At 71.8% G+C, this 19,435-nt stretch carries 12 protein-coding genes; 7 read left to right on the top strand and 5 right to left on the bottom strand.

Annotated features, from left to right (window positions below; translation table 11 throughout):
- Nucleotides 1-19 precede the first annotated feature (19 nt).
- From ADX84_RS22310 to ADX84_RS22300, 3 genes are all read left to right on the top strand, one after another.
- Nucleotides 20-637, top strand: coding sequence for an RNA polymerase sigma factor (locus ADX84_RS22310; RefSeq protein WP_082206709.1), 618 nt, complete (start codon nt 20-22; stop codon nt 635-637).
- A 3-nt stretch (nt 638-640) separates the two neighbouring features.
- Nucleotides 641-1,060, top strand: coding sequence for a hypothetical protein (locus ADX84_RS22305; RefSeq protein ID WP_049578759.1), 420 nt, complete (start codon nt 641-643; stop codon nt 1,058-1,060).
- A 209-nt stretch (nt 1,061-1,269) separates the two neighbouring features.
- The gene (locus ADX84_RS22300) at nt 1,270-3,501 is read left to right on the top strand and encodes a CHAT domain-containing protein (protein ID WP_234004151.1); all 2,232 of its coding nucleotides are present in this window, start codon (nt 1,270-1,272) and stop codon (nt 3,499-3,501) included.
- Nucleotides 3,502-3,549: 48 nt separating this feature from the next.
- On the opposite strand, the gene ADX84_RS22295 is transcribed toward ADX84_RS22300, so the two are convergent.
- The 4 genes from ADX84_RS22295 to ADX84_RS22280 form a co-directional block, all read right to left on the bottom strand.
- The gene (locus ADX84_RS22295) at nt 3,550-4,203 is read right to left on the bottom strand and encodes an MBL fold metallo-hydrolase (RefSeq protein WP_049578755.1); all 654 of its coding nucleotides are present in this window, start codon (nt 4,201-4,203) and stop codon (nt 3,550-3,552) included.
- Nucleotides 4,204-4,303: 100 nt separating this feature from the next.
- On the bottom strand, nt 4,304-5,128 hold the full coding sequence (locus ADX84_RS22290; protein WP_049578753.1) for an enoyl-CoA hydratase-related protein: 825 nt from the start codon (nt 5,126-5,128) through the stop codon (nt 4,304-4,306).
- Nucleotides 5,129-5,799: 671 nt separating this feature from the next.
- A complete protein-coding gene (locus ADX84_RS22285; RefSeq protein ID WP_017545291.1) occupies nt 5,800-6,378 on the bottom strand; it encodes a DUF5998 family protein in 579 nt (192 codons plus the stop codon).
- A gap of 86 nt (nt 6,379-6,464) precedes the next feature.
- Nucleotides 6,465-9,185 (bottom strand): GNAT family N-acetyltransferase, encoded by a 2,721-nt coding sequence (locus ADX84_RS22280; protein ID WP_049578750.1) that lies wholly within the window; start codon nt 9,183-9,185, stop codon nt 6,465-6,467.
- Between the two features lie 356 nt (nt 9,186-9,541).
- Here ADX84_RS22280 and ADX84_RS22275 point away from each other — a divergent pair, with 356 nt between their 5' ends.
- A complete protein-coding gene (locus ADX84_RS22275) occupies nt 9,542-10,477 on the top strand; it encodes a carbohydrate kinase family protein (protein ID WP_049578748.1) in 936 nt (311 codons plus the stop codon).
- Nucleotides 10,478-10,919: 442 nt separating this feature from the next.
- Here the strand turns inward: ADX84_RS22275 and ADX84_RS22270 are convergent, their stop codons facing one another.
- Complete coding sequence (locus ADX84_RS22270) at nt 10,920-13,130, bottom strand: ATP-dependent DNA helicase RecQ (RefSeq protein ID WP_049578746.1); 2,211 nt, start codon at nt 13,128-13,130, stop codon at nt 10,920-10,922.
- Nucleotides 13,131-13,635: 505 nt separating this feature from the next.
- Between ADX84_RS22270 and ADX84_RS22265 the strand changes: the two genes are divergently transcribed.
- The 3 genes from ADX84_RS22265 (at nt 13,636) to ADX84_RS22255 (ending at nt 19,301) form a co-directional block, all read left to right on the top strand.
- On the top strand, nt 13,636-15,978 hold the full coding sequence (locus tag ADX84_RS22265; protein ID WP_049578743.1) for a glycosyl hydrolase: 2,343 nt from the start codon (nt 13,636-13,638) through the stop codon (nt 15,976-15,978).
- Between the two features lie 209 nt (nt 15,979-16,187).
- On the top strand, nt 16,188-18,683 hold the full coding sequence (locus ADX84_RS22260) for a DNA topoisomerase (ATP-hydrolyzing) subunit A (protein WP_049578740.1): 2,496 nt from the start codon (nt 16,188-16,190) through the stop codon (nt 18,681-18,683).
- Between the two features lie 87 nt (nt 18,684-18,770).
- Nucleotides 18,771-19,301, top strand: coding sequence for a carbonic anhydrase (locus ADX84_RS22255; protein ID WP_049578738.1), 531 nt, complete (start codon nt 18,771-18,773; stop codon nt 19,299-19,301).
- Nucleotides 19,302-19,435 lie beyond the last annotated feature (134 nt).

Here is a 19,435-nt window from a genome sequence, read left to right as displayed (position 1 = left end):
TTCAGGTTAGGTTCTCACCATGTCCTGGCCGGTCCGGGCCACAACCGGCCCCGCCCCGGCACCCCCTCCCGCTCCGCCTCCCGAGTCGGTCGAGCCCACCGACGCCGAACTCGTGCTGGGTGCCTGCCACGGCAGGGCCGACGCCTGGGAGGCCATCGTGGACCGCCACCTGGCCATGGTGAACGCCATCGCCCGGTCCTACCGGCTCCCCCAGCAGGACCGCGAGGACGCCGTCCAGACGGTCTGGCTCCGCCTCAACCAGCACCTGCCCCGCCTCCACACCCCGCACCGGCTCGCATCCTGGCTGCGCCGGGCCACGCACACGGCCTGTAACCGCCAACGGCTGCACCAGCGGCGCTTCGTCGCCACGGACCCCTCGGACATGGACGGGTACGCCCACGACCAGGACGACCCCGAGCTCCGGTACCTGCGCGACGAACGGCACGCCGCGCTCCACCGCGCCGTCGACGGTCTCACCGACCCGGTGGACCGCCGGGTCGCACGGCTCTACCTCGACGACTCCCCCGACGCCGGACCGATCTCCCACCGGACCACCCCGAACCAGCGGCGGCACCTGATCCGTCAGCTCCGCCGCTCCCTTCGAGTGAACACAGATCCGAGTGAAAGGCGTGCGTGAACCGTGCGGAACGACCCAGACCCCACTCAGGACCGAGCCGGTCGGGCCGCCGCGCTGGCCGCCTTCGACCGCTCCTTCGACGCGGCCAGGATGGCCAGAACCGTCCGTGACACGGCCCCTTCCCCCACACGACCACTCCAACGCGACGAGCAGGGAACCGCTCCGAGCGTCCTGAGCTTTGACCTGGACGGCGTCCACCTCGACCTCCAGGTACGCGCACGCGGCGACCAACGTGCCCTGTCCGGCCTGGTCAGCGGCGAGTTCGACCACGTGGACGTGCGGCTGCGGCGCCCGGACAGCACGCTCCTGCTGTTCGTCGGGCTCGACGGCCGCTTCGACACCTCCGTGCCCGCCGGGCCGCTCTGCCTGGTCGTGGAACGCCCCGACCACCCCGCGACGGTCACGGACTGGTTCACCGTCTGAGACCGGCCCCGAGGAACGGGAAACGGATACGACCCGAACCCGGTTTTCTCCGTGTGCCAACTCACCGTCACGTGTCTGGCTTCGCCCCGGTTCGCCCCACCTCGCCGCCGATCGGTTGTCCACAGGTTGACGCGGGCCACTCCCGCTCGAACGGACACGCTGCTATCACTGGAGTTGATCGGCCCCCTGGCGAAAGAAGGCTGCCGGACGTGCTCCCCAGCGCAACGCCCGCCCGCTCGACCACAAGCCCTCCCCCGGACGACCCACCGTTCCTGGCCACCGGACGCGCTCTGCTGGCGCAGGTGACCCAGGGCGTGCGGTTGGCGCAGACCGGACGCTTCGATCAGACCGTGGTGCTCCTCGACGACAGCAGAAGGCGCCTGCGCGGCCACCCCGTCTCCGAACTCGACCCGGTGCTGCCCGGGGTGCTGACCGACCTCGGGCTGGCACAGACCATGTGCGGACGGTTCGGCCCGGCCGCGGACCACCTCAACGAGGCGGTCTCCCTCGCCGACGCGCGCCGTCTCCCCCTGCTCGGGCTGGTGGCGCGGCACAACCTGGGCTGCCTGGACCTGTACCGGGGTGACACCGCCGCCGCTCTGACCACCTTCCACGAACTCACCCATCAGATGCCCGACGACCGCCAGGACCCGCTGCGGGTGGACCTGGCCGAGGCCCTGCTCGCGGTGGGGTTGGTGGAGGAGGCCGGGCGTGTCCTCGCGGAGGCCCCGTGGCGGGCCGACGAGGACGACACCGCGCGCGTGCTGGTGGAGGCCAAGCTCCGTCTGCTGGAGGGCGACCGCTCGGGTGCGCTCCACCTCACCCGGAGGGTGCGCGCGGGCCTCGGGCCGGGCTCCCTCTGGCACCGCCTGGCCGGGCGACTGGAGGGGGTGGCCGAGGCCGCCACCCGGAGCCCGGCACCGGCCAGGAGGGCCAGGGACCTCCTGGAACTCCGCGTGCCCGCCGTGGCGCAACCCTTCGCCCGCGAGCCCGCAGATGGCACGGATAGCGCAGGTGGCGCAGGTGGCGTGACCGGCACGGGCGGCGCCAGTGGCGTGGCTGGCGGAGGGGACGGCTACCGGAACGCGTGGGACGTCGCCGGAAGGCGGGGACGGCTCACGGACGCGCGCCGGGCGTTGGACCGTCTCGCCGAGCGCGGAGCCCCGGCGCCCGGACCCTGGTTGGGGAGCGCCGACCGCGATCCCCACGTGATCCGGGCCGGGCTGGAGAGCTCCCTGCTCGCCGGTGACCCCGCGACCGCCCTGGAGTGGGCGGAGATGGGTCACACCTGGGCCGACGGACTGGCACCGGCACCGGACACCGCCGCCGCTCCCAGGATGGCTGACCCGACCGGCCGCTACCGTCTGGCCCTGGGACGCGGCGCCGGGCCCGAGGCCCACCACCACGCGCGGCGCTGGGAGTCGGCTCACTGGCGGGCGCCACGGACGGAGGGCGGCGGAGCACGCCAGCACCGTCTCCCGGTGCTGGAGGCGCTGATGGAACGTCTGGAAGGCCGGGCGTTCGTCCACTACACGGTGGCGGGCTCAGAGGCCGTGGCACTGGTAGCGGTCGCCGGACGGGTGCACGCGCGCGGGCTGGGCCCCCTCGTGCGCATCCGTCGGGCACTCGGCAGGTTCGTCCACGAGCGGACCGTCCCGGTTCCCCACGCACGCTCCGCGACGCGCACGGACCCGTTCCGTCTCCCCAGTACACCCGCGCCGCCCGCACGGTCGTCCCCGGCGGACCTGGTCTCCTCGACCCTGCTCGGCCCGGTCCTGCCCCTGACCGGAGACCGGCCCCTGGTGGTCACGGCCGCGCCGTACCTGGGCGACCTGCCGTGGGGGCAACTCCCAGCCCTGCGAGGACGGCCGTTGCGCCTGGTGTCCACGGCGAGGTCGTGGGCCGAACGGCCAGCCACCCGACCCGGTCGGGACAAAGTCCTGCTGGTGTGCGGGCCGGAGCCCCGTATGGCCCGGCTGGAGGTGGCCGCCCTGGCCGGGGTCCACCCGGGCGCACGGGTCATGGTGCGCGCCGGCCAGGCACGGGTCCTGGACGCCCTCGCCCACTGCGACCTCGCCCACCTGGCCGGCCACGGGAGCATCGGCGACCGGACACCCATGCTCGACCGGTTCGACCTGCGCGACGGGCCGCTGCTCGCCTGCGACCTGGCGGCGCTCAACACGGCCCCCGCACTGGTCGTCCTGTCCAGCTGCTGGGGAGGGCACGGCTTCGGCGGCGCCCCCGGGCGATCCGGCGGCTTCGTGGGCGCGCTGCTGGCCCGGGGCACCCGCACGGTGGTGGCCAGCCCGGTGCCGGTGGACGACGAACGGACCGGGGTGGCCATGCGTGCCTTCCACCGGGCGCTCGGCGACGGCGCCGAGGTGTCCGAGGCCGTGGCGGAGCACCTCGGGCACCTCGGCTTCTGCTGCTACGGGACCTGAGGACCCGGGGCGCGGCGGTCCTTGATCACCGCCGCGCCCCGCGGGTTCCTACCAACCGCGCTCGCGCCACTCCGCGAGGTGCGAGCGCTCGGCGCCCAGCGTGGTGTCCCCGCCATGCCCGGGGTAGACCCAGGTGTCGTCACCCAGCGCGCCGAAGATCCGCTCCGACACGTCACCGAACAGCGTCTGGAAGTCCGCGTCGGACCAGGTCTTGCCGACCCCGCCCGGGAAGAGGCTGTCGCCGGTGAACAGGTGGGTGTGGCCTTCGGGGTCGTCGTAACGCAGGGCGATGGACCCGGGCGTGTGGCCGCGCAGGTGGATGACGGTGAGTGCGCTGTCCCCGACCGGTACGGTGCCGCCGTGTGCGACGGGCTCGTCCACGGACACCGGCAGTTCGTCGGCGTCGTCGGGGTGGGCGACCGTGCGGGCACCGGTCTGGCCGACGACCTCGGCCAGGGCCTGCCAGTGGTCCTGGTGGCGGTGGGTGGTGACCACGCGGGTCAGCCCGTCCTCACCGATCAGCTCCAGGATTCGGTCGGGTTCGGCCGCCGCGTCGATGAGGACCGCCTCGCCCGTGCTCCGGCAGCGGAGGAGGTAGGCGTTGTTGTCCATCGGGCCCACGGCCAGCTTGGTGATCGTCAGATGCGGTAGTTGGCGCAGGTCGGCGGGGCCGCCGACCTTGGTATCTCCGGAGTAGCTCACACGACCATTGTGGCCTGTCGTGGAGAGCGTACGAACCCGGGTGGGACACCCGGTGATCCGGGTGTCCCACCTCCGAGCCCGCGCGGGCTCGGCGACGGTGTCACCTGGCCCAGCGTGGCGGGCGCTTCTCGAAGAAGGACGCCCGGCCCTCCGCCGCGTCCTCCCCGGCGAAGAACTCGGCGGACAGCTCGCCCATGCGCGTGAACACCTCGGTGCGACGGTCCGGGGCGGCCTGGGCCCCGCCGCCGAGCTCTCCCAGGAGTTCCTTGGTGCGCGAGAGCGCGCGCGGGGCGGAGCCACGCAGTCCCTGGAGGACGGCGTCCACCGCCTGCTCCATGTCGCGGTCGGAGACGGCCTGCGTGATGAGCCCCGCCCTCGCCGCGTCGGAGGCGTCGAAGAGTTCGCCGGTGAGGAAGTAGCGGCTGAGCTGGCGCGAGTGCATCCGAGCCGAGACCGGGACGGAGATGATCGCCGGGACCACACCGATCCGCACCTCGGTGAAGGCGAAGGTGGCGCTCTTGGGGGCGAGCGCGATGTCGGCGGCGGCGACCAGGCCGATCCCGCCCGCGCGCGCGGCGCCGTTGAGGACCGCGATCACCGGTTTGGGCGCGCCCATGATCTGCTCGAAGATCTCCGGGAGCTCCGGTGCGGGCTCGACCGGGGTTCCCTGGAGGGCGGCGCCGACCTCCTTGAGGTCCGCACCCGCGCAGAACACGGGACCGCTGCCGGTGAGGACGACCCCCCGGACCTCGTCGTCGGCCATGGCGGCCGCGAGCGCCGCGGAGAGCTGAGTGCGCAGCCGGGCGGACAACGCGTTGCGGTTGCGTGGGGAGTCGAGGGTGATGGTGGCGATGGCACGGTCGACACTCGACCGCACGAGGGGGGCGTCGTCCGAGGGGTTCGGGGGCGTCGGGTGCTGCGTCATCGCAGGCTGACCTCTCTCCGTTGAACGCGCGCGGACCGGCCACGGGCGGCCGCGTCTGACTGGCGGCGGTACACACGGCCGTCACGGCCGGGGCACCGACGCCGAGTCTGCCGGGCCCGTGTTACGGGCGACCGCGCCTGTGTTACGTGCACCACACGCTAGCGCTCACGGGCGCCACGGCCCCTACCCACCCCACGGAACCCGCCGAACCAGACGCGGTCACCGAACCCCCGCATGGGACGGCGCGTGGATCACCAACCCGGGCACGCGCCCCCGGCCTCGGACCGGGGTCGGGGCGCCCCGTGTGGCTCACCGCGCACGGACCCAGATGCGGGACGCCACGCGCGTTCCACTCGCGGACCCAGGCACCGGACACCCCTGCGGGGTCGCCGCACACCGACCCAGGCACCGGACACGCCTGCGGGCTCACCACCCCCTGACCCAGGCACGGGACTCTCGTGTGGCTCACTCCCGGACCCAGATGCAGCCCGCGCGGGCGTGTGCTCACGGAGCCGCGCGGATCGGCCCGACCCGTACCCACCCGGCTGTGCTGGATGAGATGGCCCCACTGGGCGGGTGGGCGGCCCGGACAGCCCCTCAACGCCGCGGGGCCGGGGCGGACTCCTTGGGTCCGCCCCGGCCCCGCCGGGTGTGTCGGGCGAGTCAGCCGGTCAGCGCCGGGTGGTCGCGGCGGACAGCGCGTCCGCGAAGTGCAGCATCGTGGTGACGGCCTCGGCCCCGTCCGCCGCCTCGCTGACCCTCAGGGTGAGCGGTTCGGCGGTCAGGGCTCCCGTGTAACCGTGGTCGAGTTCGCAGCTCTCGTCCGCACAGGAGGCGGGTTCGAGATCGATGTGCGCGACCGCGCCCCAGTTCACCGAGAGGTTCACGCTGAGCACCAGCTCGCTGGGCAGGCTGCCCGGCGTGTACTGGGCGGGGTTGGGCACGACCCGGGTCAGCGCCACCGACTGGATGTTGCCCAGCTGGATGCTGTCGGTCGTGGTGGAGGCGTGCGAGGTCCCACCGGGTTCGGTGGGCGGGTGCTCGTCGGTGTGGCAGACGACGAGGCGGGTGGCGGTCAGGAGCATGACGGTGATGTGCCGCCGCATCTCCATGGCCGGGTCGAAGGTCGCCTCATGGTGCACGATGAACGCCTCGGCGGCCTCCTCGCCCAGGGTGGTCGCGACGGCGTCGATGACCAGAGCGGGGTAGTAGCCGCTCCGTTCGATCTCCAGGCGCCAATCCGTGGACACGGCACGTGTTTTCCTCATACCTCTATCCTGCCCCCTTCCGGCGACACTTCGCGACCGTCCACCCAAACGTGAGGCCCACTCCCTGATCAGAACGTCACCCCGCGCAGTCGGCGCGGGCCCACGTCGGGGCGCACATCGGGGGCCTCGCGCAGCCACATGCGGGCGCCCAGGACGTGGGCTCCGGTGGCGTTGACCAGAACCGGGTCCAGGTCCACATAGCCGATCTCGGGGAAGGCCTCCACCAGGCGGGACACCCGGATGAGCAGCTCCTCCAGGGCCTCCACGTTGGGCTGCTCTGCCAGTGACGTGGCCCCGGCGGGCAGCCCGAACAGCAGCGGGGCGGCCCGGACCGCGTGAATGAGGTCGGCCGCGTCCATGTCGGTCAGCGGCGCCAACCGGAAGGAGCGGTCGTCGAGCAGTTCGGCGGTGACGTCCGCCAGCCCGAAGGAGACCACCGAGCCGAAGGACTGGTTGTCGCCCGCGCGCACCACCGTGGGGACCCCGGGCGCCGCCATGCGCTGGACCACCAGCTCCGCCTCGCCGCCGAAGCGGTCCTCCAGGGACAGGTAGGCGCTCCGGACGTCCTCCGGGGTGCGCAGATCCGCGCGGACGAACGTGCCGCCCGCGCGCACTCGCAGGTCCGGGGCGTCGGCCTTGACCACTGCGGGGTAGCCGAGCTCACCGGCGGCAACCACGGCCTCCTCGGCGGAGGTGACCTTGATGTCCGGGTAGGCGGCGATGCCGTAGCAGGCCAGGAGGTCGCGAGCGTCCTCCGCGGAGATCGCCGTCTCCTCGTCGTAACGGCGCTCGCCGCCGAACCAGGCGATGTCCTCTTCGGTCGGCGCGGCCTTCTTGAGGGCGCGGCCGATGGTGGCACGGGCCCGGGCGCGGTCGATGTCGGGCAGCTCGGGATGGCGTCCGGGCTTGCGGTTGCGCCACTGCGCGTACCGGGTGGCGTGGGCGACGGCGCGCACGGCGTCCTCGGGCGAGGGGTAGGAGGGCACCGATCCGTGCACGGTCTGCCCCTGGTCGCCGACGTGGCGCAGTTCCTCGGGGATGCCCTGGCGCGCGAGGTAGGTGGTGAGGATGGGCTTGTCGGAGTCAAGCGAGCGGGCGCGCAGCACCCGGGCGACGTCGTCACCGATGGGGTGCAGGGCCGGGACGAAGACCACCACGATCGAGTGCACGTCCTCGGCGGCCTGCGCGGCCCGGATCGCGGTGTCGAAGTCGTCGGCGGTGGCCTGCGGGCCCAGGTTGACCGGGTCGTGCGGCTTGAGCCCCTGGCGGACGGCGGCGTCCTTGACCAGCAGCTCCAGGGAATCGGAGTTGCCGATGATGCCCACGCGCGGCCCCTCGGGCAGCGGCTGGTAGGCGAACACCTGGGCGGCGTCGAACATCTGCGTGATGTCGTCCACCCGCACCACGCCCGCCTGCTGGAACAGGGAGGTGACGGCATAGTCGGGCAGGGCCAGGCCACCGGCGGCGTGCCCGGTGGGGGTGGTCTGCGCGGAACCGCCGCTGCGCACGGCGACGACGGGCTTCTGCTTGGCCAGGCGCCGGGCCAGGCGGGTGAACTTACGCGGGTTGCCCAGGGACTCCAGGTACTGGAGGACCACCTTGGTGGCCGGGTCCTCCTGCCAGTACTGCATGAGGTCGTTGCCGGACACGTCCGCGCGGTTGCCCGCGGAGACGAAGGTGGACAGCCCCATGCCGCGTTCGGCCACCCGCTGGAGGATGGCCCGGCCCAGGGCTCCGGACTGGGAGAAGAAGCCGATGGGGCCCTGCGGCGGCAGGTCCGGGGAGAGGGTGGCGTTGAGCGAGACCGCGGGGTCGCTGTTGGCGATGCCCAGGCAGTTGGGTCCGACCACGCGCATACCGGCGGCGCGGGCGGTACGCACCAGTTCGTCCTGGCGGGCACGCCCCTCGGGACCGACCTCGCCGAACCCGGAACTGACCACGATCAGCCCGTGCACGCCCTTCTCGGCGCACTGCTCCACCACGTCGACGACGGTGTCGGCGCGCACGGCCACCACCGCGAGGTCGATCTGGTCCGGGATGTCGAGGACGGAGGGGTAGGCGCGCACGCCCACGACGGCCTTCGCCTCGGGGTGGACGGGGTAGACCGGGCCCTGGAACTCCCCGCCGAGCAGGTTGCGCAGCGCGGTCTGGCCGATGGTGTGCGCGGTGCGGCTGGCGCCGATGACGGCGACGGACTCGGGGAAGAGCAGGCGGGCGATGGAGCGCGACTCGGCGCGCTGTTCCCGGGCCCGCATGACCTCCGTGGAGTCGTCCGTGGGCTGGAGGTCCAGGGTGAGGCGGATGACGCCCTCGTCGAAGGTCTGCTGCGCGGTGTACCCGGCCTCGCGGAAGACGTTGATCATGCGGCGGTTCTCGGGCAGGACGTCGGCGATGAAGCGACGCACCCCCCGTTCGCGGGCGGCGGCCCCGATGTGTTCCAGGAGCACTGAGGCCAGGCCCCGCCCCTGGTGTCCGTCCTCCACGACGAAGGCGACCTCGGCTTCCTCGGGGGCCACCTTGTCGTAGCGCACCACGGAGACCATGGAGTCGGAGATGGTGGCTACCAGGGCCACGCGGTCCTCGTAGTCGACCGTCGTGAAGCGTTTCACGTCCCGGTCGGAGAGCTTGGGGTAGGGCGCGAAGAACCGGTAGTAGATCGTCTCCGGTGAGAGCCGGGAGTGGAACTCGCGCAGCAGGTCGGCGTCGTCAGGGGTGATGGGGCGCAGGTGCGCGGTGCCTCCGTCGGTCAGTACGACGTCGGCTTCCCAGTGGTTCGGGTAGGACTGCACGACAGCGAGACTAGACGACAATCGGCCGAATTCGGAGAAAGTCCATGCGGGGTGACCGAAATCGACCCCCTGGAAGGGCCTGGGCGGATGGCTGTCGACGGCCTCTCCGGCCCGAGCCGGGGTGCCCGTGTTGCCCTTGCGAGGGCCGACCGGCGTCCGAGATAACGCCGAGTGCGGATAGTCTTCCTGGGTGGGTCGAAACCCCCTGTGCGCAGGGGCTCGCGACTTGCGACAGTCCCGCGCGACAGCGTGTCCCGGGTGCTGTCAGTTCGTTACCCGACACTGATCGTTAAGCTGTTAACGTCGTGCGGGCACAGATTCTCAAACCCTCGGTGGTGGCTGGCGAAATGACTCGAGTGGTCGTGATCGGTGATCTGATGACCGATGCCGTCGCGCGCGCGTTCCACCCGTTGGCCCGCGGCAGCGACACCCCTGCGTCGGTGATCATGTACGGCGGCGGTTCCGGGGCGAACATCGCCTCGTGGCTGGCGGTCGAGGGTACCGAAACCACGTTCGTCGGCCGTCGCGGCTCCGACATCACCGGGCGCACCCGCGAGATGGAGCTCATGGGCTACGGCCTGGACTCCCGCATGGTGATGGATCCCGAGCGTCCGACGGGCACCTGCGTCGTGATGATCACCCACCGGGGCGACCGGACGATGCTGAGCGACCCGGGCGCCAACGCCCGCCTCCAGCCCGAGGACCTGCCCCGCGACGTGTTCGGCCCCGACGGCCACCTGCACGTGTCCGGGTACACCCTGATCAACTCCGACTCCCGCCGCGCGGCCCGGGTGGCCCTGCGCATGGCCCGGGAGAGCGGGATGTCCATCTCCGTGGACGGCGGCTCGCACGCGCCGCTGGAGCGCGCGGGGGCGGAGAACTTCCTGGACTGGACGCAGGGCGCGCGGTTGTTGTTCGTCAACGTCAACCAGGCCCGGGTGCTCACCGGCAGGGAGGACGCCGAGGCCGCCGCGAAGGTGCTCACCGCCTGGTTCCCCAACGTCGTGATCAAGCTCGGCGAGGAGGGCGGACTGTGGGCCTCCAAGACCCGTGAGGACTGCGTGACCGCCCCCGCCGAGCCGGTGGACCCCTCCCCCGGTTCGGTCGGCGCCGGTGACGCGTTCATCGCCGGTTTCCTCCCGGCGTGGCTGACCGGCCGGCACCCCAAAGAGGCGCTTGGCCGGGCCAGCAGGCTGGCCGCCCGGGCGCTGCACCAGCCGGGCGCCCGCCCGGACCTGGGCGAGGGTCAGCCCGTGCGCCGAGGAGCACCCCGAGGCCAGCGCCTCCGCTAGCGCCACCAGTTCCCTGATCGGACCCCGTCACCCCGAGGTGGCGGGGTCCTGTCGTGTCCCGCCGCCGCGTCCCCGTCTGCTGGCCAGCGCTCCACTGGGCGCGCCGCAGCTCTCAGGGGAAGCACCACACGGACACCCGGCGGACCGACAGCAGCGGGCTGCGTGACGGGGGCGACGTGTGCGGGCACCGGGGATCATCCACGTGTACATGCCCGGGCGAGCGAGCACGTGCCCGGTCACCAAGGCGGGTGTCCGCGAGTCGGGGACGCCCGCCGGACGGACGCCGGGGCGAGCATCCACGAACGCGAAACACCCACCCCGGCCCACGCCGATCAACCACCCATGGTGGCCAACGTCAGGGGCAGCACCACACGGACACCCACCGGACGGAACGCCGGGCAAGCATCCACGAACGCGAAACACCCACCCCGGCCCACCCCGATCAACCACCCGTGGTCGCCAGCGTCAGGGGCAACACCTCGGGGGCACCCGCCTCACGGAGCAGGGCGGCGCCCACGGTCAGGCTCCACCCGGTGTCGGCTTGGTCGTCGACCAGCAGGATCGGGCCCGGGGCGTCTCTCCGTAGTTGGGCCACGCGCTCCCTCAGCGCGGGGTCCGCCACCAGCGCGTCGTACACCTGCCCCAGGCGCATGGCGCTGTTGTGGCGGCGGGCTCCCGGGCCCTCCGGTGTCCGGTAGGACAGCGAGCCCAGCGGTGTGAGCCGACCAAGCTCGGCGATGCGGGCAGCGAGGTCGCCCACCAGGGTCGGCCGCGAGATCGACGGCATCGCGACCACCCCGACCGGACGGTTCTCCCAACCCCAGGCCGCGAGCACGCGAACCACTCCCTGGAGGAGACGCTCGTCCACGGGAGTGTCCGGCGCGTCCTCGGCGAGGACGCGGCGCAGCTCGGTGCCCCAGCCGATGTCGGTGAGGCGACCCAGGGCACGGCCCTCCCCCGCGCGCAGGTTCTCGGGGATCTTGCCGGACAGGCTCACCCCGAGCGTGTTCATTCCGGTGGGCCACTGGCGGCGCGGTGCGAGGGGCGTGCCGGGCCGGTCCAGGTGGTCGGCCGCGGCCTGACGGCGCCCGGAGTCGACGTCGGTGGGCCAGAACTGTCCGGTGCACACGTCGCAGCGGCCGCACGGTTCGGCGCCCGGGTCGTCGAGCTGACGGCGGAGGAACTCCATCCGGCAGGTGTCGGTGGAGACGTAGTCGAGCATGGCGCGCTGTTCGCGGTCGCGGGCCGCGCTGACGGCCGCGTAGCGCTCGGCGTCGTAGGTCCAGGGTTGGCCGGTGGCGGTCCAGCCGCCGCGTACCCGGCGCACCGCCCCGTCCACGTCGAGCACCTTGAGCATCTGCTCCAGGCGGGTGCGGCGCAGGTCCACCCGGGTCTCCAGGTTGGCGGTGGACAGGGGTTTGTCGGACTCCGACAGCACCTGGAGGGTCTGGCGCACGGTGTCCTCCGGCGGGAAGGACAGCCCTGCGAAGTACTCCCAGATCCGGACGTCCTCGCGCCCCGGCAGGAGCACCACCTCGGCGCGCTCCACACCGCGTCCGGCACGGCCGACCTGCTGGTAGTAGGAGATCGGCGACTGCGGGGCGCCCAGGTGCACCACGAAACCCAGGTCGGGTTTGTCGAAGCCCATCCCGAGCGCGCTGGTGGCCACGAGCGCCTTGACCCGGTTGCCGAGGAGGGCGTCCTCAGCCAGTTTGCGCTCGTCGGGGTCGGTCTGCCCGGTGTAGGGCAGCACCTCCAGTCCCTGCTCGGTGAGGAAGCGCGCGGTCTCGGCCGCGGCGCTGACGGTGAGCGTGTAGACGATGCCCGAACCCGGGATCTTGGGCAGGTGCTCGGCGAGCCAGCTGAGCCGCGCGGTGGGGTCGGGGAGTTCGGCCACGCCCAGGCTCAGGCTCTCGCGTTCGAGGCTGCCGCGCAGGACCAGGGTGTCGGCGCGGTCGGCCCCGGCCTGAAGCTGTTCGGCCACGTCACGGGTGACGCGCTCGTTGGCGGTGGCAGTGGTGGCCAGGACCGGAACCCCGTCGGGCAGGTCGTGCAGGAGGGAGCGGATGCGCCGGTAGTCGGGGCGGAAGTCGTGGCCCCAGTCGGAGACGCAGTGCGCCTCGTCGATGACGACCAGGCCCGCCCCCGCGGCGAGTTCGGGCAGGACGCGGTCCCGGAACTCCGGGTTGTTGAGCCGTTCGGGGCTGACCAGGAGCACGTCCACCAGACCCTGGGAGACCTCGGCGTAGGTGGACTCCCATGCGGTGGTGTTGGAGCTGTTGATGGTGCGGGCGCGGATACCGGCGCGCTCTGCGGCGGCGATCTGGTTGCGCATCAGCGCGAGCAACGGGGAGACGATGACCGTGGGCCCGGCTCCCTCGGCCCGGCGCAGGGCGGTGGCCACGAAGTACACCGCCGACTTGCCCCATCCGGTGCGCTGGACGACCAGTGCCCGGCGCTGTTCGGCGACCAGCGCGTGGATGGCGGTCCACTGGTCCTCACGCAGGCGCGCGGACTCTCCGGCGAGGGCGCGCAGGTGCCCCTCGGCGCGTTCACGCAGGGCACCGCCGGTGGCGGCGGGCGATGCCGAGCCGGTGGCGGTCGGTGCGTCGGTGACGGGGGCGGGGACGTCAGGCGGGGTGGGAGTGGCCATGACTCCTTGGTACCAGAGGCCGCGGGGATGGACGCGGTTGTCCACAGGTGCGACTGTCCCGCGGGCCCGTGGGTGTGGGTTCGCGCGAAGGCTCCGTGTCCGAACTCTCAGGGGCCCGCGCGCAAGACCGCGACGCGCCAGGGCTCGTTCTCTCGCGTGGCGGCTCCGGCGCACCGTCGGCGCTCCGCGGTCTCGGCGGCGTTCGGGAGCTCCCCGTTCCTCCTCGAGGCACCGCCCCTCCCGCTCCCTCCGAGCGGATCTGAGCGGTCGACGGAGGTGAGGCGCCTGCTGCGCCGGAACCTCGTCCGGGGCAGCGCGTACGTACGGGAACCGGGTTCCGGGATCCGCGGAGGCCGCGTTGGTAACAGAATGGAAACTTTCCAGTTATGTGGCATTGCGCTCACCGAGTGTCATCTGAACACTCGACGCCAGGGCTCATGTCTCCCAGCAATGGGAGCGCTCCCGCTTACGTGGGCTCCCCCGAGAGAAGCACGGAAGGCAGACGATGGCGCAACCACGAGGCCGCCCCACCAGCGGTTTCCTCCCCCGATCCCCCCGACACGCGCACCCGCGGACCCGGACCTCCCTTGGTCTGCTGGCCGCCGCCTCCGCCCTCGTGGTCGGCGGCGCGACGCTCGCGGTCACCGGCGCCACACCGGCCACACCGGTCTCCGCCGACAGCGCGGCCGAGGTCCCGGTCGGTTCCGGCAGCTACACCACCACGCTCCCCGCGGGCGCCTCCGGCCCCTCCGACCTCAACGGCGCTCCCGTCGCGCCCAAGGTCACCGACGACCACACCGGTCCGGCCCCCACGAACGAGTGGTGGTCATCGCTGATCTTCCAGCGCTACCCCGACAACCCCCACGGAGAGAACCTCTTCGCGCACCCCCTGAGCTACAAGCCCCACGAGGGCGGGCTCGACATGGGCTACCCCGACTCCCACCAGATGGTCGGCGACGACCTCAAGTACGAGTACACCGCCGTCTCCGACCTCACACTCGGCGCGGCCGGTCTGGATTCCCCGGACACCCGCACCGCCGACAGCGGCGACTGGACGGTCACCGCGCAGTGGGAGGGCGGCGGGGCCCAGCTCCGGGTCACCATCGGCCAGGGCCTCCCCTTCGCCTACGCCGAGACCGACGGCGCCGGGGCCGAGGTGACCTTCTCGGGCACCCCCGAGATCTGGCACGAGGACGGCTCCACCGTCGGCGCCACCGTCAACGGCAGGCACTACGCCCTGTTCTCGCCCTCCGACTCGCCCTGGAGCGTCTCCGGTGACACCCTCACCGCCGACACCGGGGACGACGGGTACTACTCGGTGGCCGTCCTGCCCTCACCCGAGGACCTGGACGTCTTCGCCCCCTACGCCCACTCCTTCGTCACCGGCTCCGTCGTGGAGTACGACTACGACGAGGCGGCGTCCACCCTCACCAGCACCTACCAGCTGGAGACCGAGGCCAGGGAGGGCGAGGAGACCGGAACCCTCACCGCCCTGTACCCCCACCAGTGGGCCAATGTCACGGGCGACCTCACCGACCTCACCTACGCCTCCCCCCGCGGTGAGATGAAGGTCTCCGAGGGCGCCTCCTTCACCACCGAGCTGACCACGCAGGGCATCATGCCCAGCCTGCCCACCGTCGACGCCGCGGACCACGACCGGCTGGCCTCCCTGATCGACGAGGTCCTCGCGGAGGAGGAGCTCTTCCCCGAGCCCGGCGACACCTACTGGGACGGCAAGGCCATGGGCCGCCTGGCCCAGCTCATCCCCATCGCGGACTCCATCGGCCACACCGAGGCCCGCGACGAACTCCTCGCCCTGGTCCAGGAGCGCCTGGAGGACTGGCTGACCGCCGGGGGCACCCGTCAGTTCCACTACGACGAGGAGTGGGGCACCATGCTCGGCTTCCCCGACAGCTTCGGGGCCGCCACCGAACTCAACGACCACGACTTCCACTACGGCTACTTCGTCTCGGCCGCAGCCGTTGTCGCCCGCTACGATCGCGACTGGGCCGACGAGGACGCCTGGGGAGGCATGATCCGCCTGCTCGTCCAGGACGTGGCGGGAACCGACGGCGAGATGTTCCCCCGCCTGCGGTCCTTCTCCCCCTACGCCGGGCACGGCTGGGCCTCCGGCCACGCCGGGTTCGCGGCGGGCAACAACCAGGAGTCCTCCTCCGAGGGCATGCACTTCGCCGCCGCCACCGCCCACTTCGGCGCGCTGACCGGCGACGAGGAGCTGCGTGACCTCGGTGTCTACCTCCACACCACCCAGGCCTCCACCATCGCCCGCTACTGGCAGAACGCCGGCGGGGACACCTTCCCCGAGGACTACCCCGAGGACGTCGTGGGCATGGTCTGGGGCGACGGCGGCGACTACCGCATCTGGTGGGACGGCGGCCACGAGGAGCACTACGGCATCAACTACCTGCCCATCACCGCTGGCTCCCTCTACCTGGGGCACGACCCGGAGCACGCCGGGGTGATCTACGAGTCACTCGTGGACAAGCTCGGCGGGGAGCCGGAGATCTGGCGGGACATCCACTGGGCGCACCGCGCGCTCTCCGACGGCGAGGACGCCCTGCGGATGTTCGAGGAGCAGTGGCAGACCTACGAACCCGAGGCGGGCGGCTCCAAGCCGCACACCTACCAGTGGGTCTCCACCCTCGCCGAGCTCGGCACCGTGGACGTGTCCGTGACCGCCGACACCGCCCACTACGCCGTGTTCGACAAGGACGGGACCAGCACGTACACCGCCTTCAACCCGGGCACGAGCCCGCTCACCGTCTCCTTCTCCGACGGCACCTCGCTTGAGGTCCCCGCCGGGGAGACCGCCGTGACCACCGGCTGACGGTCCCTCCCGCCGCGCCCCCTCCCGTGACCGGGCGCGCGGCGGGAGGCACACCCTCGACACGCGAATCGGGTTCTCCGTCCCCGGGTCCTCAGGGGACGGAAAACCGTGGCGAAGACGGTGCGAAACCCCCCAGTCGCGCGACTCACACACGCCCAACCACGCGTCCCGGTACGTTTCAGTCCCTGGCACAGGCCAGAATTACGGACATGGCCCGTACTACTTCCCGTCCCCCCGAGGATCTCGCCGAGAAGATCATCGACATCGACGTCTCCGAGGAGATGCGCGGCAGTTTCCTGGAGTACGCGTACTCGGTGATCTACCAACGCGCGCTACCCGACGCGCGTGACGGCATGAAGCCGGTCCAACGGCGCATCCTGTACCAGATGAACGAGATGGGCCTCCGGCCCGACCGCGGCCACGTCAAGTGCGCCCGCGTCGTCGGGGAGGTGATGGGTCGGCTGCACCCCCACGGCGACTCCGCCATCTACGACGCCCTGGTCCGTCTGAGCCAGGCCTTCGCCATGCGCGTCCCGCTGGTCGACGGCCACGGCAACTTCGGCTCCCTGGGCGGCGACGACGCCCCGGCCGCCATGCGGTACACCGAGGCCCGTCTGGACAGTGCCGCCGAACTCCTGGTGTCGTCCATCGACGAGGACGTCGTCGACTTCAAGCCCAACTACGACGGTCAGGAGACCGAACCCGAGGTCCTACCGGCGGCTTTCCCCAACCTCCTGGTCAACGGCGCGTCCGGCATCGCCGTCGGCATGGCCACCAACATGGCCCCGCACAACCTGGGCGAGGTGATCGCCGCCGCCCGCCACCTGATCGCCAACCCCGAGGCCACCCTGGAGGAGCTCACCGAGTTCGTCCCCGGCCCCGACCTGCCCACCGGCGGCACCATCGTCGGCCTGGACGGCGTCCGCGACGCCTACCGCAAGGGCCGCGGAACCTTCAAGACCCGCGCCACCGTCGCGATCGAGAAGGTGTCCGCACGCCGCACCGGCCTGGTCGTCACCGAGCTGCCCTACAGCGTCGGCCCCGAGAAGGTCATCAGCCGCATCAAGGAGCTGGTGCAGTCCAAGAAGCTCCAGGGCATCTCCGACCTGAAGGACCTCACCGACCGCAACCAGGGCCTGCGCCTGGTCATCGAGCTCAAGAACGGGTTCAACCCCGAGGCGGTCCTTGAGGAGCTCTACCGGCTCACGCCGATGGAGGAGACCTTCGGCATCAACAACGTGGCCCTGGTCAACGGCCAGCCCCAGACCCTGGGCCTGCGTGAACTGCTCGAGGTCTACGTCAACCACCGCATCGACGTGGTCCGCCGCCGCAGCGAGCACCGCCGCAAGAAGCGCCAGGAGCGCCTGCACCTGGTCGCCGGTCTGCTCGTCGCCCTGCTCGACATCGACCGCGTCATCGCGCTCATCCGCGAGGCCGACGACACCGCCGCCGCGCGCGAGTCCCTGATGGGCGCCTACGACCTGTCCGAGATCCAGGCGCGCTACATCCTCGACACCCCGCTGCGCCGCCTCACCCGCTTCGACCGGCTGGAGCTGGAGACCGAGCGGGACAAGCTCGACCTGGAGATCGAGGAGCTCACCTCCATCCTGGAGTCGGACAAGAAGCTGCGCCGGGTGGTCTCCAAGGAGCTCAACGACGTCTCGAAGAAGTTCGCGACCCCGCGCCGCACGCAGCTGCGCGAGAGCGACGGGGCGGCCCGCGCCGCCGTCATCCCGCTGGAGATGGCCGACCAGCCCTGCCACGTGTTGTTCGGCGTCGACGGTCACGTCGGCCGCACCAAGGGGGCGACCCCGCCGCGCGTGTACACGGGCCTGCGCGCCAAGCACGACGCGATCGAGGTCTCGGTCCCGACCACCTCGCGTTCGGACATCGGTCTGGTCACCGACCTGGGCCGGATGATCCGCGTTCCGGTCGTGGAGCTGCCGGAGCTCCCGGTCGACGGCGAGGGCGAACCCGAGCGTCCGCCGCTGGCCGCCGGACTGGACGTCGGCGAGTTCGTCCAGCTCGAAGAAGGCGAACGGGTCGTGTCGATCGTGTCGATGAACACCTCCGGACCCGGATTCGTCGTGGGCACCGTCGGCGGCGTGGTCAAGCGGGTCGCACCCGACTTCCCGCCGAACAAGGACGACTTCGAGATCATCTCGCTCAAGGACGACGACCGCGTGATCGGCGTCACCCAGCTGTCCACGGGGGACGAGGACCTGGTCTTCATCACCTCCGAGGCGCAGCTGCTGCGTTTCGCGGCCTCCACCGCCCGACCGCAGGGCCGCCAGGCGGGCGGCGTGGCAGGGGTGAGACTCTCCGAGGAGGCCCGTGTGCTGTGGTTCGGCGCGGTGCCCAGCCCCGAGGACTCGCTCGTGGTGACCGTGTCCGGCGGCGGCGAAGCCCTGGACGGCACCCAGCCCGGATCGGCCAAGGTCACCCCGTTCGCCGCCTATCCCTCCAAGGGACGGGCCACCGGTGGGGTGCGCTGCCACCGCTACCTGAAGGGCGAGGACACCCTGATGTTCGCGTGGGTGGGACGCGCCCCGGCCCGTGCCTCACGAGCCGACGGGAAGCCGGTCCGCCTGCCGGACCTGACCGAGCGCAGGGACGGCTCCGGCGAGGCCCTGACCAGTGCGGTCGCCACGGTCGGCAGTGCCCAGACCGACTCCGGAATCACCCCTCCGGGATCAGGGGCCTGAGTACGACGTGACCACACGTGCGCGCGGATGTGCTTATCTGTGTGCACGAGAGTCCATGCACCCAAACGACACAGGGAGTCACCAAAAGTGAGCGACAGCACCCACGCCACCCCTCCCCCCGGGGTCTTCGACGACGTGTTCGGCGCCAACGCCGACTACGCCGCCGACTTCTCACTCGACGGCCTCAAGCCGTTGGCAGCGAGAGGCCTGGCCCTCGTGACGTGCATGGACTCCAGGATCGAACCGCTGGACATGCTCGGCCTCGAGCCCGGCGACGCCAAGATCCTGCGCAACGCGGGCGCCCGGGTCACCGACGACACCCTGCGTACTCTGGTTCTCGCCGTGTACCTGCTGGGTGTCGAGCGTGTGCTGATCCTGCCGCACACCAAGTGCAAGATGGCGTCCGTGGAGAACGACGACGTCGTCCACGACCTCATCCTGAACGACTACGGGGTGGACACGCGCAGCCTGGAGTTCAAGACCAACAAGGACCAGTTGGGCGCGCTCCAGCACGACCTCGAGCGCATCCGGCACCACCCGCTGCTGCCCAAGGGCCTGCCGGTGGCCGGCGCGATCTACGACGTGGACAACGGCAGGGTGACCCCGGTCGACCTCTAGTTGGCCGGTGAGCCCACGACCGCCCCCTGCCGAGTACGGCAGGGGGCGGTCGTGTGTCGTTCCCGGGAAGGTGTCGTGGGGGTTCGGCACGGGGATCACTGCTGTCTCTTTTAAACATCTGACGCTGCCGACGA

It is taken from the genome of Nocardiopsis sp. SBT366 (assembly GCF_001083815.1).
Classification (GTDB): domain Bacteria; phylum Actinomycetota; class Actinomycetes; order Streptosporangiales; family Streptosporangiaceae; genus Nocardiopsis; species Nocardiopsis prasina.
This window is presented reverse-complemented; position numbering and strand designations above follow the sequence as displayed.

Excerpts from the sequence above, each read along its gene's own strand:
- ADX84_RS22260 (WP_049578740.1), top strand. The coding sequence starts at position 16,188 with ATGGCCCGTACTACTTCCCGTCCCCCCGAGGATCTCGCCGAGAAGATC.
- ADX84_RS22290 (WP_049578753.1), bottom strand. The coding sequence starts at position 5,128 with ATGACGCAGCACCCGACGCCCCCGAACCCCTCGGACGACGCCCCCCTC.
- ADX84_RS22270 (WP_049578746.1), bottom strand. The coding sequence starts at position 13,130 with ATGGCCACTCCCACCCCGCCTGACGTCCCCGCCCCCGTCACCGACGCA.
- ADX84_RS22310 (WP_082206709.1), top strand. The coding sequence starts at position 20 with ATGTCCTGGCCGGTCCGGGCCACAACCGGCCCCGCCCCGGCACCCCCT.
- ADX84_RS22265 (WP_049578743.1), top strand. The coding sequence starts at position 13,636 with ATGGCGCAACCACGAGGCCGCCCCACCAGCGGTTTCCTCCCCCGATCC.